Here is a 17689-nt window from a genome sequence, read left to right on the forward strand (position 1 = left end):
CGCGGCGGGGGGGGCGGGCGGGGGGGCGGGGGCCTGGCCCCCCCCCCCCCACGACCGATGAGTTGCGCCTCGCCGCGTCGTCTGCATGTTGGGAACGTCCCCCTCCGCGCCTGCGGGGGCCCCAGACGAGATGACAAGGAGCGTGCACACCGTGGACCAGGAGAACGTGAGCGCCACCCTGACTGTCGCCGTGCCCGCCGAGAGGGTGTTCGCGGTGCTGGCCGACCCGACGACCCATTCTGCGATCGACGGCACCGGCTGGGTTCAGGAAGCTGCCGACCGGGCGCCGCTGACCGAGGTGGGGCAGGTCTTCCGGATGGACATGTATCACCCAAACCATCCAAACGGTGACTACCAGGTGGCCAACAAGGTCCAGGTGCTCGACCCGCCGCGCGCCATTGGCTGGCTGACGGGGCAGGAGAAGGGCGACGGGTGGAGTTCGGCGGCTGGATCTGGCGTTACGATCTTGCGCCGCTCGGTCCGTCCGAGACTGAGGTCACGCTCACCTATGACTGGTCGGCGGTGCCGCAGTTCATCCGGGAATACATCCAGTTCCCGCCGTTCGGCCCTGAGCATCTCGCCAACTCGCTGCACCACCTGGCGAAGCTTGCCGCACCGACGTAGGAGTACCGCAGCGAGGTCACCTTCGAGCTGCGCAAGAACCTGCCGGTGCTGTAGGCGCAGGTCAGCGGCGCTCAGCCGACAGAGCAACGATCCGGGCCAGACGCAGTTCGCCTCTGGCCCGGCGTTGTCTCAGGGGACCTTTAGCACGGGATGACGTGCCAGACCGGGGCCCAGTCGTAATTGCCGTTGTTGGCGTACGCGCCGGGCGTTGTGTAGATGGTGTTGTAGCCGCGGTCCAGGAACCTGGCCCTGGTGCCCGGGGTCTGGTTGTTGCTCCAGGATCCGGGGCCGTTCCAGTTCGAAAGGTCGTACGTCTGGCACTTCCACAGGTTGAACTGGGTGCCGGTGAAGCTGGTGCCGGTCCACATGCAGAAGTTCTCGTACGGACAGGCAGCCTTCGGGCCCGCCGCACTGCGCAGGTCGCGGGCGTAGCGCTCTCCGGGTACGGCGACGACGATCTCGCCCTTGCCCGCCAGTTCGATCTTGTTGGCGGCGACCTGCTTCCCGCCCACCGTGGTGAGGTAGCCGTCGACCGTGGTCTGCAGTTGCTTCGCCTGGGCGCCGGTCAGCCCCGCCTGCTTCGCCTGGGCGGCGAAGTCCGTGTGGCTGTTACCGCTTGCGGCGGAGGCCGTGCCGGTGAGTCCGATCAGTGCTGCGGCGACGAGTGCCATGACGGCGAACACCGACGCGGTCAGTTTGCGTAACGCCATGCGTGATTCCCCCAACTGGTTCTCGAGCTGAATGCCCGCGCTCTTGCGGCGGGTATGCCAATGAGTCTCTCGGGGCGTCAGCGGGGTGGACAACCGCTTTCTGTATGGATGTCCACAAGACGCCACTCATGCCATTCATCACTCAACGGGCCGGAATATGCCTTGTGTTGGCGTGCCCCTCCCGGGGCTCGGGTGGCGGGGACGCGGCACGTCGCCCAGCGGCCCGGCGGCGGCCTCGGCGGCGCCGTAGCCCGGCCGGCCGCTCCCCGGATGCCGCCCCGCCGGGAAACCGGCAGGGTGGCTTCACCAGGACTTTCCCGCACAGACGAGGACCGCCCATGTCCGTGACCGATCACCGGCGTCTCCGCGTCGCCGCCGGGGCCGTGCTGCTGACCTTCGCCGTCTCGGGCTGTTCCGGTCTCGCCCGCGACGCGGTGGGCACCATCTCGTACAGCACGGAGCAGAACCGTGTGGTGACGGTGTCGAACCCCCTGGTCACGGGCTGCCACCGCCTCGGGCCCGCCGGTGCGGTCAGGGTCGTCAACAACACCATGGTGGACATGGTTCTGTACCCCAACGCGAACTGCTCCCGGGGTACGACGACGTATGTGGCGACCACGTTGTCCGACAACATCGCGCCCGTCGCCAAGCCGTGGCGGAGCTACAGCCTTGTCCACTGAGGTGCGCCGACGCCGGCCGAAATCTGTTCGGCGACCACGAAGTACCAGCCGCGCTTCATTGTTGGTAGATGCACCTACATTCGTATCGAGGAGCCGTCGTGCACTCACACGCTGAACAGCCCGCCGATGTCGTCGCCCGGCTGCGTGCCACCTTCCGCACCGGGCGTACCAAGCCGCTTTCCTGGCGTACCGAGCAGCTGATCGGCCTGCGGACCATGCTGACCGAGCACAGTCAGGAGTTCGCTGCCGCGCTCCGTGCGGACCTGGGCAAGAGTGAGCGCGAGGTGTTCCGTACCGAGATCGGCTCCACGGTGGGCGAGATCGACCACACCCTGGAACAGCTGGAGGAGTGGCTGCGGCCCGAGCCCGTTGAGGTTCCCGAACGTCTGCGTACGGCGACGGCATGGACGGTGCGGGACCCGTTGGGTGTCGTACTGGTCATCGCGCCCTGGAACTATCCGGCGCACCTGCTGCTCGCGCCGGTGGTCGGCGCGCTCGCCGCGGGCAACTGCGTCGTCGCCAAGCCGAGCGAGCTGGCTCCGGCCACCTCCCGGGTCATCGCCGAGCTGCTGCCGCGGTTCGTCGACAGAGACGCGCTTGCCGTGGTGGAAGGCGCCGTCCCGGAGACCACCGCCCTGCTGGAGCAGCACTTCGACCACATCTTCTACACCGGCAACGGAACCGTGGGCCGCATCGTGATGCGCGCGGCCGCCGCGCACCTCACCCCGGTGACTCTGGAACTCGGCGGGAAGTCGCCCGCGTTCGTCGACCAGGGCACGGACCTGCAGACGGTGGCCTCCCGGCTCGTAGCCACGAAGTTCCTCAACGCGGGCCAGACCTGCGTAGCCCCGGACTATGTGCTCACCGACCCGGTGACCGCGAGCAAGCTCGAGGACGCCTTGGAGACTGCTGTGCAGCAGGCGTACGGCGATGACCCGGCGGCCTCGCCCGAATACGGGCGGATCGTCAACGAACGGCACTTCGACCGGCTGACCGGCCTTCTCGGCTCGGGCCGTCCGGTCGTCGGGGGCCGGCACGACCGCGCGAGCCGCTATCTCGCCCCGACCGTACTGGCCGGAGTGTCGCCGGACTCCCCGGTCATGTCCGAGGAGATCTTCGGTCCGATTCTGCCGATCGTGGAGGTCGCCGGCCTCGACGAGGCCATCGCGTTCATCAACGACCGGGACAAGCCGCTGGCCTTGTACGCGTTCACGGAATCCGCCACGACCCGCGACCGGCTGCTGGCGGAGACCTCCTCGGGCGGCGTCGGGTTCGGCCTCCCGATGGCTCATCTCACGGTGTCCGATCTGCCCTTCGGAGGGGTCGGCGAGAGCGGCATGGGCAGCTACCACGGCCGCTACTCGCTGGAGAGGTTCAGCCACCGCAAGGCCGTGCTGGACATGCCGCTCGGCTGAATGAACGAGTGGCGGTGATCAGCAGGGCCGCAGCCCTGCTCAGAGAGTGATCCAGTAGCGGCGCTTGACGCCCAGGGAGGTACTGCGCACGTCCTCCACGACACCGCCGTTGCGCTCGATGCTGCGCGCCGAGCCGATGTTGTCGTCGTCGCAGGTGACGAGGACCCGGTCCAAGCCGAGCGCACGAGCCTGGGGCAGAACCGCTCCCAGGGCCCATGTGGCCAGACCGCGCCTCCTGGCAGAAGGCCTGATGCTGTAGCCGATGTGCCCACCCGCCTCGAACAGAATGGCGTTCAGGTAATGCCGCAGATCGATGGCCCCGAGGTAGGTGTCGTGCTCGACGATCCACCAGTGCGTGGCGTGGACACGCCCTGCTCCGACGGGCACCGAGTTGTCGCCCTGCTGGAGCAGCCGCTCGATCCATGCCGAGAAACCCTCAGGGCTGTCGAGGTCGGTATCGGGCGCCAGACGCAGGCCGGCCCCGTCCTGATGGGCACCAGGGGGCCACTCATCACGCGCCGCGAGCCATGAGGGGTGCAGTTGCCCCTTGGGCGCGATCAGTTCGGGCATGGGGCGACGATAGCGCTCGCGCATCCCGTGTGAACAGGCATGTGTGCCAGCCGGTGCCTGTGGCTGCTTGAACGGTGCGCTTTCCAGCGAGTGATCATCCGGGGCGCTGATCCACTTTCGCGACGCCCCCTGGTGATCGCGGGGCCGCTGCACTTCGTACAGCGGCCGGGTGGCTCGTACTCGGTACGCGTGAACCACCAGCCGGGCCCTTGAAGCGCAGGCAGGTCCCGCCGTCGCCGGGATGCAAGACGGTCCGGGCTGAACTCGATCTTGCGCCATGACCAATTCCGGCCGGGTCGCGGAACCGGGCGCCCCGGCTCGGCCCGATGCCAAAAGAAGAAAGAACCAGGGAAAGAACCAACCAAACCCAACCCCGTCCCGCCTGGTCACTCACACGAGTGATCCGCGCCAACTCGGCTGGCGATCAAGGGATTCGGTGCGGCAGGGTCGGCCGCGACACACAACATCACACATGAGACGGCCCCCGCCGGGACTGCAATCCCGAACGAGGGCCTGACCACCGAGGAAGTCGGAGCCTTCCCGATGGCTGAGCAGCACTTTAGCGCGCGCCTGCGCGCTCGGTCCGCCCGTTCCCGACCCGGAGTTGGCCACGTGGACGAACGCCACCCCGAACAGTTCACTGTTGTCGGAAACCACCTCGCCCAGCACCCCGAGTTGTCGCTGACCGCTATCGGTCTTGCGACCCACATTCAGTCGCTGCCCGACGGTGCCCTGGTCGGCATCAAGGCCCTGGCTGCGAAGTTCCCCGAGGGGGAGACCCGGATCGCCGCCGCTCTGCGGGAGCTGGAGGCGCACGGCTATATGGCACGGATCAAGGAACGTATGCCGTCCGGGCAGATCGTGACCCGCACGATCTCGTACAACAAGCCGCAGGCCCGACCCGCCGCCCCGGCAACCGCCTCCGCACCCCGCCGCGAACCGGCACCGGAGCCCGAGGAGCCCGAACCAGCGGCACCTGCACCGGCCGCCGGCGGGCCGACACCCGAGCCACCCGCCCCCGCCCTCTCGAGGCCGGCGAGGCCCGCCCCAGCTCCGCTTCCCGAGCCGCAGACGCCCGACCTCGAACGCCACCGCACCGCCGCCGAGCTGCTGGCCGGCCTGCGCGCCCACGACCCCCGGCTCCTGCTCTCGGCGCGGGACGTCCGCCGCCTCGCCCCTGCCGTGTCCGCCTGGCTGGAACGCGGCATCGAGCCCGGCGCCGTACGCCGTACCCTCACCGCGGCGCTGCCCGCCGACCCGATCCACCACCCGGCGGCTCTCCTCGCCCACCGCCTGACGGCGATGCTGCCCCCGCCGCTCCCGGCCGTCGCGGTCACACCCCGCCCCGACCCGCTCCAGAACTGCGACCGCTGCGACCGCGCCTTCCGCGCTCCGGAACCGGGATGCTGCCCCGGCTGCGCCGCGCGCGGAGACCTGGCCGCCTGAGTCAGCGTTCCGCGAGTGGCGCCGGGGCCTCCTGGACCACCCACCCGTTTCCGTCCGGGTCCTTGAAGAACATGAACGAGTTCCATGTCTCGCCCGGGCCGTCCTCCCAGCCCCCTCGGCCCACATGCTGGATCGCGCTGACGGGCACGGACCGGTCGGTCAATGCCGTGTGGGCCGCGGCGATGTCCATCACGCACAGTTGGAGGCCCTGGAGTGAGCCCGGGGTCATGGCCTGCTGACCGGGGTGGTCGGGCATGCCGCTGGTCAGTGCGATCGAGCAGCGGGAGCCGGGCGGGGTCAGCTGGATGATGCGGATGCCGGGGGCCACCTCCTGGTCGAGGTCGACCTTGAAGCCGCAGCCGTCCTCGTAGAACGTCTTCGACCGGTCGAGATCGGAGGACGGGACCATGATCACTTCAAGCGTCATTTCCATCGGTGGTGTTCCCCTCGCTGAGATCGATTGAGCTGAGACCGATTGAGCTGAGACCGATTGGGTGGAGAGCGGTCGAGGTCACTGGGCGAACTGCCAGCGGGTCTGGCCGAACGGGTCCCCCTTGCTGAAGCCGAACGCCGTGCGCGGCGCGACCCGGAAGACCAGCGCCGGGCCGCCGCCGCCCACGAACGCGCCGTCGCGGACCTCGAACGTCCAGTCCTCGCCGTACTTCTCGACGTACACCCCGGCCAGCGCCCGCAGTCGCGTCTCGTCGGTCACCCGCACCGCCTCGCCCTCGACCACCAAGTCGTAGCCCTCGCTCAGGGCGTTGGCGCCGGTGGTGAGGACGACCTCCTGATTGTGGCGGAGGTTCTTCGCTTTGCGTTCGTCCGCGCCGGTGCAGAAATGCAGCCCGCCGTCGTGCCATACGGCGATCAGCGGGGTGACGTGCGGACGGCCGTCGGGCCGTACGGTCGACAGCCAGAAGATCTCGGCGGCGCTCAGGCGTTCAACCGCCCGGGACCAGTCGGCGGTGGTGGCCTTCTCGTCGCTGTACCGGGCGTCCAGCTCTGCCTGGGGCTCGTCCTCGGGGTCGTTTCCGGGGCTGTTCACACGGTCGTTCTCGGGCATGGCGCGGTCCTCTCGCATTCGGGGTCACCGAATGTGTAGACCGCGCCCCGCGCCCGTACTCATCGGTCAGCCGACCGGGGTCCAGGAAGCCAGCGAACCGCGGGGATCGGCCTGCGCCCAGTACAGGCGGCCGTCCAGGCCCACCGCCGCCAGACCCGTGTCCTTCGCCCCGCCCGGTACGCCCGACGGCGCGCCCGCGAACAGTGAACCGGCCGCCCGCCACTGGGCCCGCCCGGTCTGCGCCGACCTGCCTGCCGCGCCCGTTCCGCCGGTCCCCGCGACGGCCGGTGCGAGCAGCGCCGTGCCGGGTACCCCGGTCCTGGAGCGGACCGCGAGCAGGGTGTCGTCCGGGCCCGAGACGCTGACCGGACCGAAGCCCGCCAGGCCGCCCAGCTCCGTGACCGGTGAGACGCCGGTGCCGGAGAAGCGGACCGTGCGGACATCGCCCGAGCCGGGCTTGCGGAACCAGAGTCGTACGCCGTCGCCGTCACGGCCCGCGCTCAGGGTGAGCGTCGTCGGCGGCAGTCCGGTCGCGGTCGGGCCGGTCAGCGGCGCGCCGGGTGCCGGCTGGATGAAGGAGACGACCGAGCGGGCGGTGCTGACGAAGACGTACTGGCGGCCCTTCGCGTCGGTCGCGGCGACCGGGTCGCCATGCAGATTCCGGCCGCCCCGCGCCTGCCACGGCGTCCAGGAGCCGTCCGGCCGCTGGGCGGTGGAGCTGAGCGAGTGGCTTCCGTTGCGCAGATGGACGGTCATCAGGCCGGCGCTGTTCACGGTCACCGCCGGGGCGCTGATGTCGGAGGTCTTGGAGGCGTCGTCGCGCTCGGGGGTGCCGAGCGAGTGCCATGGCCCGAACGCGCCGTCCGGTGTGCGCTGCACGGTCGTGACGACGTCCCTGCGGTAGTCCTCCGGGCCGTCGCCCAGCGTCGTACGGGTGCCGAACACCGCGATCCGCCCGTCAGGCAGCTTCGCCGAGGTCACTCCGCTGTCGATGCCCTCGCCCGCCAGCAGCTTCGGACCGGTCCACGCGCCCTTGGCTCCGGCAGGCCCGGCCGCCTTGTGCCAGACCGCCAGCCGCGTGTCGAGCACCGAGAACGCCCACAGCCCGCCGTCCCTGCCCGGCTGCACCCAGGACGTGGACTCGCCGCGGGTGTAGCGGACGGACTGCGCCCAGCCGTGGCCGGCGGGGCGGGCGGCCACCTTGCGGTCGCCGCAACCGGCCTTGTCGCCGCAGTGGTCCTCGCCGTCCAGCCAGGCGTACGTCTTCAGCGTGCGCAGCTTGGCCGCGGCGGTGGCCGGGTCGAGGGTGCGCGGCAGTCCGCTGGTGAAGTAGCCCAGATAGTTCTGGACGCTGAAGGCGGGACGGCCGGGTGAGCCGGCGTACCGCGCGAGCGCCGCCTGCACGAACCGCGCGGCGTACATGTGGTCCTGGTGATCGGTGAACTTGCCCGACGCGGCGTTGCGGCCCGGCGTCGGGTCCTGCATCCGGACGTGGGTCGGGCGGAACCGCTCGAGGAGACCGGCGACCGTGTCGACGACCTCCTCCTTGGTGTACGCGAAGCGCTTGGTGACCGGGCCGCCGGAGGCGAGCTGCGAGCCGAGCGTGTCCACCTGGCCGTCCCACAGGCCGTGCAGGCTCTTCGGGCGGTCGCCCGCGATCGAGCCGGCCTCGTGCAGCTGCACCCACACCAGGTTGACCTCGGGCCGCGTCTTGAGGGTGTCGAGCTCGGCCGTGCCGCCGCCGGCGGTGGGGATCGTGGTGCGCTGCCAGGGGCTGGTGCGGTTGCCGGTGGCCATCTCCGCGTAGGCCGCGCGAATGCCGTTCTGCCGGGCCTCCGCGTAGCGGCCCTTGTCGGCGGCGGGCAGCTTGGCGAGCGCGTCCGCGGACAACGGGCCGCCGCCCGGAGCGCTCTTGGACGCGTTCACGCCGTCCGCTTCGCCCGCCGTGAGGTACACCGACGTCAGAGCGCGGCCGGCGCCGACCGACTGGCTGGTGTCCGGGTTCATGAAGTACAGGTCGTCGTCCGGGTGGGCGACGATCTGCATCACGGAAGCGCCCGCGGGACGGGCCGCCGGGATCACGTTCTCCTGGGCGTCGGAGGTGGCCTCCTCGGCGCCGGAGAGGCAGGCGATGGCGACGAGCGGAGCCAGGATCAAGGCCGCCGTCAGGCCACGACGGGACAGCAGGGCGGAGCGGCGGGGCCCGGACGACAGCATGCGGTTGTGCCTTCGGTTTTCAAGGGGTCAAAGGGTCCTGACCAGCAGTGATCGAGAGCGATCAGTGCTGGTCGGCCAAGAAGACGGAAAAATCGAGCATGCGGTTCATTCGCCCCGAAGGCCGAACAACATGTCCCATGTCACGTCATCCGCACCGCGGCTCACACTTCATCCGCGCCGGGACTCACCGGGGTCCCCCGCGCGCCCCTGCGGCTACGCTCGAATCCGGACCTTGATCGGCCGGTACGGGACCGCAGAGTCCGGCCGGAACAGGGCACAGGCAGGGCAGGGCAGCAGGACCGGGCAGGCAGGGCAGGGCAAGCAGGACAGGAGACCGCGGAATGACGGTGCCGGGGCGCAGGAGCAGTAACTTCACCCGACTGCTGCGGCACGGCTTCACCGATCCCTCCGCCGCCGAACGTCTGCTCGACCTCCCCGACATGTCCTCCGCTCGGACGGACCCGGTGCTGCTCGACGCGCTCGGGGCCACCGCCGACCCCGACCTCGCGCTCCGCGGCCTCGTCCGGCTGGTGGAGGCGCAGGACCCGGCCGAGCGCCAGAGCCTCCTCGACACCCTCATCACCGCGAAACCGCTGCGCGACCGGCTGCTCGGAGTGCTCGGTGCCTCCGAGGCGCTCGGCGACCATCTGGCCCGCCATCCGCGTGACTGGCAGGCCCTCGTCACATACGAGGCGACCGATCTACACCCGGGCGTCGCCGATTTCGAACGCGGCCTCGCCGACGCCATCGACCCTGTCTCCCTGCGGATCGCCTACCGGCGGTGCCTGCTGTCCATCGCGGCCCGCGATGTGTGCGGTACGACCGATGTCGCCCAGACCGCAGCCGAACTGGCCGACCTGGCGACGGCCACGCTGCGGGCGGCCCTCGCCATGGCCCGCAGCGCCGCGCCCGCGGACGCGGCTCAGTGCCGGCTCACCGTCATCGCCATGGGCAAGTGCGGCGGCCACGAACTGAACTATGTCTCCGACGTGGACGTCATCTTCGTCGGCGAACCGGTGGAGGGCGCCGACGAGAGCAAGGCCATCCAGGCCGCGACCCGGCTGGCCTCCCATCTGATGCGGATCTGCTCCGAGACGACGGTCGAGGGCACCATCTGGCCGGTCGACGCCAATCTGCGGCCCGAAGGGCGCAACGGCCCGCTGGTCCGTACGCTCTCCAGCCATTTCGCGTACTACCAGCGCTGGGCCAAGACCTGGGAGTTCCAGGCGCTGCTCAAGGCCCGTCCGGTCGCCGGTGACCTCGCGCTCGGCGAGGACTACATCGAAGGCGTCTCACCACTGGTGTGGCAGGCCGCGGAACGCGAGAACTTCGTCGGCGACGTGCAGAAGATGCGCCGCCGCGTCGTCGACAACATTCCGGTCGCCGAGGTGGAACGCGAGCTCAAGCTGGGCCCGGGAGGTCTGCGGGACGTCGAGTTCGCCGTACAGCTGCTGCAGCTGGTGCATGGGCGCGGCGACGCGACACTGCACAGCGGCACCACGCTGGAGGCCCTGCGGGCGCTGGCGCACGGCGGATACGTGGGCCGGGCCGACGCCGCGCAGCTGGACCAGGCGTACCGCTTTCTGCGCGCCATGGAGCACCGCATTCAGCTCTACCGGCTGCGGCGTACGCACCTGGTGCCGGAGGACGAGGCCGATCTGCGCCGCCTCGGGCGTTCGCTCGGCCTGCGTACGGACCCGGTCGCCGAGCTCAACAAGGAGTGGAAGCGGCATGCGTCGGTGGTGCGACGGCTGCACGAGAAGCTGTTCTACCGGCCGCTGCTCGACGCCGTCGCCCAGCTCACACCCGGCGAGACGCGACTCAGCCCGGAGGCGGCGCGGCAGCGGCTCGAGGCGCTGGGTTACGCCGATCCCGGCGCCGCGCTGCGCCATCTGGAGGCCCTGTCGTCGGGCGTGACCCGCAAGGCCGCGATCCAGCGGACCCTGCTGCCGGTGCTGCTCGGCTGGTTCGCCGACTCGGCCGACCCGGACGCCGGTCTGCTCGGCTTCCGCAAGGTGTCCGACGCGCTCGGCAAGACCCCCTGGTATCTGCGGCTGCTGCGGGACGAGGGCGCGGCCGCCGAGAATCTGGCGCGGGTGCTGTCCGCCGGGCGGCTCGCCCCGGACCTGCTGCTGCGGGCCCCGGAGGCGGTGGCCCTGCTGGGCGACCCGGAGGGCCTCGCGCCGCGCGGCAGGGAGGCGCTCGAGCAGGAGGTCCTGGCGGCCGTCGGGCGCGCGGACACGGCGGAGGCCGCGGTCGCCGCGGCCCGTGGAGTACGCCGCCGGGAGCTGTTCCGTACCGCCGCGGCGGATCTGATCGGTTCGTACGGCACCGAGGACAGCCCGGCCGAGGCCGACCCCGGCGCGCTCGTGGACCGGGTCGGGAACGCGGTCACCGACCTGAACGCCGCGACGATCTCGGGCGCGCTGAGGGCCGCCGTGCGCGCGCAGTGGGGCGACACGCTGCCGGCACGGTTCGCGGTCATCGGCATGGGCCGCTTCGGTGGCCATGAGCAGAGCTACGGCTCCGACGCGGATGTGCTCTTTGTCCACGAGCCGCGTGAGGGCGAGGACGAGCAGGAGGCGACGCGGGCCGCGAACAAGGTCGTCGCGGAGATGCGCAGGCTGCTCGAGCTGCCCACCACGGACCCGCCGTTGCTGATCGACGCGGATCTGCGTCCCGAGGGCAAGAGCGGCCCCGTGGTCCGCACGCTCGCCTCCTACGAGGCCTACTACCGGCGCTGGTCGCTGGTGTGGGAGAGCCAGGCGCTGCTGCGGGCGGAGCCGATGGCGGGCGACGTGGACCTGGGCCGGCGCTTCATCGATCTGGTCGATCCGCTGCGCTATCCGGCGGAGGGCCTCGGCGACGACGCCGTACTCGAGATCCGCCGGCTGAAGGCCCGGATGGAGTCCGAACGACTTCCCCGCGGCGCGGATCCCACGCTCCACACCAAGCTGGGCCGCGGCGGGCTGAGCGATGTGGAGTGGACGGTCCAGCTGTTCCAGATGCGCCACGGCTGGGCGGAGCCGGGCCTGCGCACGACCCGCACCCGCGAGGCGCTGGCGGCCACGCACGCGGCGGGCCTCATCTCCACGGAGGACGCGCAGATCCTGGACGAGGCGTGGGTGCTGGCGACACGGGTGCGCAACGGTGTGATGCTGGTACGCGGCAGGGCGGGCGACACCTTCCCGTCGGGCGGCCGCGAACTGGCGGCAGTGGGGCGGTACTTGGGGTACGGCCCGGGGCATGTGGGCGACATGCTGGACGACTACCGCCGGATTACGCGCAGGGCGCGGGCCGTGGTGGAGGTGCTGTTCTACGGGGCGTAGGGGGCGCCGGGGTGGAATTCCCGGGGCGGCGCCCCTGTCGGGGCGCCGCCCCGCGCCCCGCTCCTCAACCGCCGGAGGGGCTTGTTCTGGCCCGGTAGGGCTTGTTCGGGTCCGGTACCGCGCCGCGCTCCTCAGTCGCCGGAAGGGCTTGTTTTCAGCCCGGGGCCGAAGCGGGGGAGCGGCCGGCCCAGGGTGTCGTTCTTCTCCACCAGCTGCGGCAGCTGATGCGGCAGCGTCCGGTACCAGGCGTACGAGACCGCGAAGCCGAACGCCAGACAGATCATGCCGCCCACCGCGTCCAGCCAGAAGTGGTTCGCCGTGGCCACGATGACGACCAGCGTCGCCGTCGGATAGAGGATGCCGAGGATCTTCACCCAGGGCGCGGCGGCCAGAGCGCAAATGATCATGCCGCACCAGAGCGACCAGCCGATGTGCATCGACGGCATCGCCGCGTACTGGTTCGACATGTTCTTGAGGTTGCCCGAGGCCATCGAACCCCAGGTGTGGTGGACCAGGACCGTATCGATGAAGTCGTGGCCGTCCATCAACCGGGGCGGTGCGAGCGGATAGAGGTAATAACCGACCAGAGCCACACCTGTCGTGGCGAAGAGGGCGGAACGGGCAGCCGCATAACGGCCCGGATGCCAGCGGTAGAGCCACACCAGCACACCGATCGTCACAATGAAGTGCAAGGTGGCGTAGTAGTAGTTCATCGAAACGATCAGCCATGTCACCGAATTCACGGCGTGGTTGACCGTCTGCTCCACCGCGATGCCGAGCGAGTGCTCGGCATCCCAGATCCAGTCCGCGTTACGCAGTGCCTGCGCCTTCTGCTCCGGCACAGCGTTGCGGACCAGCGAGTATGTCCAGTAACTGACCGCGATCAGCAGGACTTCGAACCAGATCCGCGGGCGGCGGGGCGACCGTAGCGTGTGCAGCCGGGTACGCGCTGGCGCTTCGGGGGCCTCGTCCACCATGGGTGACGGGGCAGCCGTCCGGCTTTCCATAGTCTTCACGGTCGTTTCACCCATGGGACGAGAGTCTGCCAGATGCCGTCCCCCGACCGATCATCCCCTGGTTGAGTTCCCGACGCATCCGGTACGCCTTGAGGGCGACTCAGGTACGCCCGGCGGCTCCGGGCCCGGAAGCCGTTGAACCGCGAACCACCAGCTCAGGCATGAAAACGAACTCGCTGTGCGGGGCGGGGGTGCCGCCGATCTCCTCCAGGAGCGTTCGGACGGCCGCCTGACCCATGGCCTGCACCGGCTGCCGGATGGTGGTCAGCGGCGGGTCCGTGAACGCTATGAGCGGAGAGTCGTCGAAGCCCACCACGGATACGTCCCGCGGCACCTCCAGGCCCTGCCCACGGGCGGCCCGGATCGCTCCGAGCGCCATCATGTCGCTCGCGCAGACCACGGCGGTGCACCCGAGCCCGATCAGGGCGCTTGCCGCGGCCTGACCGCCTTCCAGTGTGTAGAGGGAGTGCTGTATGAGCTGTTCGGACTCCTCGGGGGCGAGGCCGAGTTGGTTCTCCATCGCCTGCTGGAAGCCCTCGATCTTCCGCAGCACGGGAACGAAGCGCTTCGGGCCGACCGCCAGGCCGATCCGGGTGTGGCCGAGTGAGGCGAGATGGGTCACCGCGAGGTGCATCGCGGCCCGGTCGTCGGGCGAGACGAAGGGGGCCTTCACCTTGGACGAGAAGCCGCCCAGCAGGACATAGGGGACGCCCTGCCCGCGCAGCTGGTCGTAGCGCTGCATGTCGGCCGTGGTGTCCGCGTGCAGGCCCGAGACGAAGATGATCCCGGAGACGCCGCGGTCCACCAGCATTTCGGTGAGCTCGTCCTCGGTGGAGCCGCCCGGGGTCTGGGTGGCCAGGACCGGGGTGTAGCCCTGCCGGGTCAGTGCCTGGCCGATGACCTGCGCGAGTGCCGGGAAGATCGGGTTGTCCAGCTCCGGCGTTATGAGGCCGACCAGGCCGGCGCTGCGCTGTCGCAGGCGCACCGGGCGCTCATATCCGAGCACATCGAGCGCGGCGAGTACGGATTCGCGGGTTGCCGCGGCCACACCGGGCTTGCCGTTGAGCACGCGGCTGACTGTGGCTTCGCTGACCCCCGCCTGGGCTGCGATGTCGGCAAGCCGTGCGGTCACAGGATTGGACTGTACCGGTCGCACGTCAGATTGCCCACCACGCACAGCAATCAGCCGGAATACGGGCTGTGTCACCCGTCGGCTCCATGGTCCGGGAGGAGAGCAGCAGCCGTCCCGGCAGGGGCAGTTCGATCACCGATCCCGTGGCGTTGAGGGTGCAGACCAGGCCCGGGCGGGACAGGGCGAGCAGCCCTTCGGGGCTCGGCAGCCACCGCATCGGGCCGCCCGGCAGCTCACGGCGGAGCGCCAGCGCCGAGCGGTAGAGCTCGAGCGTCGAATACGGGTCGCCGGTCTGGGCCGCCACGGACAGCTCCCGCCAGCTCTCCGGCTGGGGCAGCCAGCTGGATCCGGGGCCGAAGCCGTACGGCGGTTCCTCGCCGGACCAGGGGATCGGCACCCGGCAGCCGTCGCGGAAGCCGTCCTGCCCCGCCGCGCGGAAGAAGGCGGGGTCCTGGCGCACCTCGCTCGGCAGATCGGTGACCTCGGGCAGGCCGAGCTCCTCGCCCTGGTAGATGTACGTCGAACCGGGCAGCGCGAGCATGAGCAGCGCGGCCGCGCGGGCCCGGCGCAGCCCCTGCTGCCCGCCGCCGTAGCGGGTGGTGTGACGGACCACGTCGTGGTTGGACAGCACCCAGGTGGTGGTCGCCCCCACCGAGGCGGTGGCGGTCAGTGACTCGTCGATCACGCTGCGCATCGCCTCGGGATCCCAAGGGCACCGCAGGAACTGGAAGTTGAAGGCCTGGTGTAGTTCGTCGGGGCGTACGTACAGCGCGAGCCGGTCCGGGCCGGGGGCCCAGGCCTCGGCGACGCCGATCCGGTCGCCGGGGTAGGAGTCGAGGAGCCTGCGCCAGGAGCGGTGGATCTCGTGCACCCCGTCCTGGTCGAAGAAGGGCAGTTTCTGGGCGCCGATCAGCCTGGCCTGTTCCTTGTGGCCGATGTCCGGCAGGCCGGCCGCCTTGACCATGCCGTGCGCGACATCGATACGGAAGCCGTCGACGCCGAGGTCCAGCCAGAAGCGCAGCACCGACTCGAACTCCTCGTGCACCTCCTCGTTCTCCCAGTTGAGGTCGGGCTGCTCGGGGGCGAAGAGGTGGAGGAACCAGGCACCGTCCGGAGTGCGGGTCCAGGCGGGGCCGCCGAAGACCGACTCCCAGTCGTTCGGCGGCAGCTCACCGGCGGTGCCCCTGCCGGGCCGGAAGTGGTAGCGCTCGCGGGCCGCACCCCCGTCGTGGTCCGCGAGCGCGGCCCGGAACCACAGGTGCTGGTCCGAGGTGTGGTTCGGGACGATGTCCACGATCACCTTCAGGCCCAGCCCGTGGGCGGTGCGGACGAGATCGTCGGCGTCGGCGAGATCCCCGAAGAGCGGGTCCACGGCCCGGTAGTCGGCGACGTCGTAGCCGCCGTCGGCCTGCGGCGAGGCGTAGAAGGGTGTGAGCCATACGGCGTCGATGCCCAGCTCGGCGAGATGAGGCAGGCGCCGGGTGGCCCCGCGCAGATCCCCGACGCCGTCACCGTCGCTGTCGGCAAAGGAGCGCACGTACACCTGGTAGATGACGGCATCGCGCCACCAGCCGCCGCCCTTGGTGGAAGAGCTTGCAGGACGCGGCCCCTCGGCTGCCGCGGGGCCGGGCAGGGCGACGGCGGAAGCGAGTTCGTGGGTCATAGGAGGTCCCTCTCGTACGGTCCGGGGGCGGGGGGGACGTACAACTAACGAGGTCAACATGGGTGTGGGCGCGTGGTGACGGTGCTCGGAGGACCAAAATAACAGCCCTGCAAGAGCTTGCGAGGGGTGTTGCAGGAGTCTGCCGCAGGTGCCCGGGGCGGCGGAAATGGCCGCCGTCAAGCGATCTAATGGCAACTCTCAGGACACGTGGATGTAACGATCCCCCGCTCTTGCAGAAAATTGCCGCAAGGTCTTTCCGCTCTCTTTCATCCTTGTTACGTTCCTGCCGAACCCGGCGCCGCGAGGGAGCGGTCGGCAGGGGGCTTGGCCTCCGCCATCTCGGGCATCTCTGAAGGAGTTCACATGCGGCGTGGCATAGCGGCCACCGCGCTGGTAGCGGCACTGGCACTGGCAGCGACGGCGTGCGGCGGGGACGACGGCGGTGACAAGGCCGGCGGCCCGGTCACCCTCACCTGGTGGGACACGTCGAACGCGACCAACGAGGCGCCGACCTACAAGGCGATGATCGCCGAGTTCGAAAAGGCGAACAAGGACATCAAGGTCAAGTACGTCAACGTCCCGTTCGACCAGGCGCAGAACAAGTTCCAGACCGCGGCCGGCAGCAAGGGTGCCCCCGACATCATCCGCGCCGAGGTCGGCTGGACCGCCTCCTGGGCCAAGTCGCAGTTCCTGGCCCCGCTCGACGGCACGGACGCGCTCAAGAACACCGGGGACATCACTCCCTCGCTCCTCAAGCAGGCGCAGTACCAGGGCAAGACCTACGGTGCCCCCTTCGTCACCGACTCCCTCGGCCTGATGTGGAACAAGGAAATCCTGAAGAAGGCCGGCTACGACAAGGCGCCGGCCACCTGGGACGAGGTGAAGACCGTCGCCAAGGCGGTCAAGGCGAAGGCCGGCGTCGACGGCTTCACCCTCCGCGCCGACGCCTACTTCGAGCTGCCGTTCCTCTTCGGCGACGGCACCGACATGGTCGACGCCGCCGGCAAGAAGATCACGGTCAACTCGCCCGAGGCCGTCAAGGCCGTGGACACCAGCAAGGCCCTGCTCGCCGCGCCGGGCGTCTCCAAGCTCGATGTGACCGCCGACTCCTACGCCCACATGATGGACGCGTTCAACACCGGCAAGGTCGCGATGATCGTCCAGGGCCCGTGGGAGCTGACGAACGTCTACAAGGGCGCGGCCTTCAAGGACAAGGCCAACCTGGGCATCTCCAACGTCCCGGCCACCGCCTCCGGCAAGGCCGGCGCCCCGACCGGCGGCCACAACCTCTCCGTGTACGCCGGCTCCGACAAGGCGCACCAGGCCGCGGCCCAGAAGTTCGTCGGCTTCATGACCTCGGGTGAGACCCAGGCCAAGATCGCGCTGAAGAACGGCACGCTGCCGACCCGCACCTCCGCCTACACCGCCGAGGTCAAGGCCACCCCCGGCATCACCGAGTTCCAGGCGATCCTCGCCGGCTCCGCCCGGCCGCGTCCCGAGCTGCCCGAGTACAGCTCGCTCTTCGCCGACCTCGGCACCAACCTCACCGCGATCCTTCAGGGCAAGGTGAGCACCCAGAAGGGCCTCGACACCACCGCCGAGTCCTACAAGAAGCTGCTCAAGGACTTCTCCTAAGGCGACCACCGGCCGTCCGGACCGCTCCCGAACAGGGACGGGCCGGACGGCCGCCCGTGGTGGGAAGGGCGGCCCACCGGCCCGTCCACCCCGCCCCCCACCCAGCGGTGAAAATGTGGGAAAGGGGTGGGATATTTCCGGCGGCGGGGAGGGCGGGATCCCCAAAAACCCCCGTGGCGCCCGGCCGCC

14 protein-coding genes are annotated in these 17689 nt (G+C 70.2%); 6 read left to right on the forward strand and 8 right to left on the reverse strand.

Annotation, left to right across the window (positions count from 1 at the left end; all coding sequences use genetic code 11):
- Positions 1–432 precede the first annotated feature (432 nt).
- Positions 433–624: a hypothetical protein gene (locus ACFWDI_RS39865; protein WP_385311877.1), complete on the forward strand. Its 192-nt coding sequence runs from the start codon at positions 433–435 to the stop codon at positions 622–624.
- Between the two features lie 140 nt (positions 625–764).
- Here ACFWDI_RS39865 and ACFWDI_RS39870 read toward each other — a convergent pair whose 3' ends face one another.
- On the reverse strand, positions 765–1334 hold the full coding sequence (locus tag ACFWDI_RS39870; protein ID WP_385311878.1) for a hypothetical protein: 570 nt from the start codon (positions 1332–1334) through the stop codon (positions 765–767).
- Positions 1335–1672: 338 nt separating this feature from the next.
- Here ACFWDI_RS39870 and ACFWDI_RS39875 point away from each other — a divergent pair, with 338 nt between their 5' ends.
- Both ACFWDI_RS39875 and ACFWDI_RS39880 read left to right on the forward strand, forming a co-directional pair.
- On the forward strand, positions 1673–2014 hold the full coding sequence (locus ACFWDI_RS39875; protein ID WP_385311881.1) for a hypothetical protein: 342 nt from the start codon (positions 1673–1675) through the stop codon (positions 2012–2014).
- 98 nt (positions 2015–2112) lie between these two features.
- Positions 2113–3429, forward strand: a complete 1317-nt coding sequence (locus tag ACFWDI_RS39880) for an aldehyde dehydrogenase family protein (protein ID WP_385311882.1) — start codon at positions 2113–2115, stop codon at positions 3427–3429.
- Positions 3430–3468: 39 nt separating this feature from the next.
- Here ACFWDI_RS39880 and ACFWDI_RS39885 read toward each other — a convergent pair whose 3' ends face one another.
- A complete protein-coding gene (locus ACFWDI_RS39885; protein ID WP_385311884.1) occupies positions 3469–3999 on the reverse strand; it encodes a GNAT family N-acetyltransferase in 531 nt (176 codons plus the stop codon).
- Between the two features lie 543 nt (positions 4000–4542).
- Between ACFWDI_RS39885 and ACFWDI_RS39890 the strand changes: the two genes are divergently transcribed.
- Positions 4543–5445 (forward strand): helix-turn-helix domain-containing protein, encoded by a 903-nt coding sequence (locus ACFWDI_RS39890; RefSeq protein WP_385311885.1) that lies wholly within the window; start codon positions 4543–4545, stop codon positions 5443–5445.
- Between the two features lies 1 nt (position 5446).
- Here ACFWDI_RS39890 and ACFWDI_RS39895 read toward each other — a convergent pair whose 3' ends face one another.
- The 3 genes from ACFWDI_RS39895 to ACFWDI_RS39905 all read right to left on the reverse strand — a co-directional run bounded on the left by ACFWDI_RS39895 (position 5447) and on the right by ACFWDI_RS39905 (position 8725).
- On the reverse strand, positions 5447–5878 hold the full coding sequence (locus ACFWDI_RS39895) for a VOC family protein (protein ID WP_385311886.1): 432 nt from the start codon (positions 5876–5878) through the stop codon (positions 5447–5449).
- Between the two features lie 78 nt (positions 5879–5956).
- A complete protein-coding gene (locus ACFWDI_RS39900; protein ID WP_385311887.1) occupies positions 5957–6508 on the reverse strand; it encodes a pyridoxamine 5'-phosphate oxidase family protein in 552 nt (183 codons plus the stop codon).
- Between the two features lie 66 nt (positions 6509–6574).
- On the reverse strand, positions 6575–8725 hold the full coding sequence (locus ACFWDI_RS39905; protein ID WP_385311888.1) for a PIG-L family deacetylase: 2151 nt from the start codon (positions 8723–8725) through the stop codon (positions 6575–6577).
- Between the two features lie 341 nt (positions 8726–9066).
- Between ACFWDI_RS39905 and ACFWDI_RS39910 the strand changes: the two genes are divergently transcribed.
- Positions 9067–12054, forward strand: a complete 2988-nt coding sequence (locus ACFWDI_RS39910; RefSeq protein WP_385311889.1) for a bifunctional [glutamine synthetase] adenylyltransferase/[glutamine synthetase]-adenylyl-L-tyrosine phosphorylase — start codon at positions 9067–9069, stop codon at positions 12052–12054.
- Between the two features lie 131 nt (positions 12055–12185).
- Here ACFWDI_RS39910 and ACFWDI_RS39915 read toward each other — a convergent pair whose 3' ends face one another.
- The 3 genes from ACFWDI_RS39915 to ACFWDI_RS39925 all read right to left on the reverse strand — a co-directional run bounded on the left by ACFWDI_RS39915 (position 12186) and on the right by ACFWDI_RS39925 (position 15865).
- The gene (locus ACFWDI_RS39915) at positions 12186–13085 is read right to left on the reverse strand and encodes a phosphatase PAP2 family protein (RefSeq protein ID WP_385311890.1); all 900 of its coding nucleotides are present in this window, start codon (positions 13083–13085) and stop codon (positions 12186–12188) included.
- Positions 13086–13170: 85 nt separating this feature from the next.
- Positions 13171–14202, reverse strand: a complete 1032-nt coding sequence (locus ACFWDI_RS39920) for a LacI family DNA-binding transcriptional regulator (protein WP_385311891.1) — start codon at positions 14200–14202, stop codon at positions 13171–13173.
- Between the two features lie 25 nt (positions 14203–14227).
- Positions 14228–15865, reverse strand: a complete 1638-nt coding sequence (locus ACFWDI_RS39925; RefSeq protein WP_385311893.1) for a glycoside hydrolase family 13 protein — start codon at positions 15863–15865, stop codon at positions 14228–14230.
- Positions 15866–16228: 363 nt separating this feature from the next.
- On the opposite strand from ACFWDI_RS39925, the gene ACFWDI_RS39930 reads away from it, so the two are divergent.
- Entirely contained in the window at positions 16229–17500 is a 1272-nt protein-coding gene (locus ACFWDI_RS39930; RefSeq protein WP_385311895.1) for an extracellular solute-binding protein, read from the forward strand.
- The last annotated feature ends 189 nt before the right edge of the window (positions 17501–17689 follow it).

The organism is Streptomyces sp. NPDC060064, from assembly GCF_042736455.1.
GTDB lineage: Bacteria > Actinomycetota > Actinomycetes > Streptomycetales > Streptomycetaceae > Streptomyces.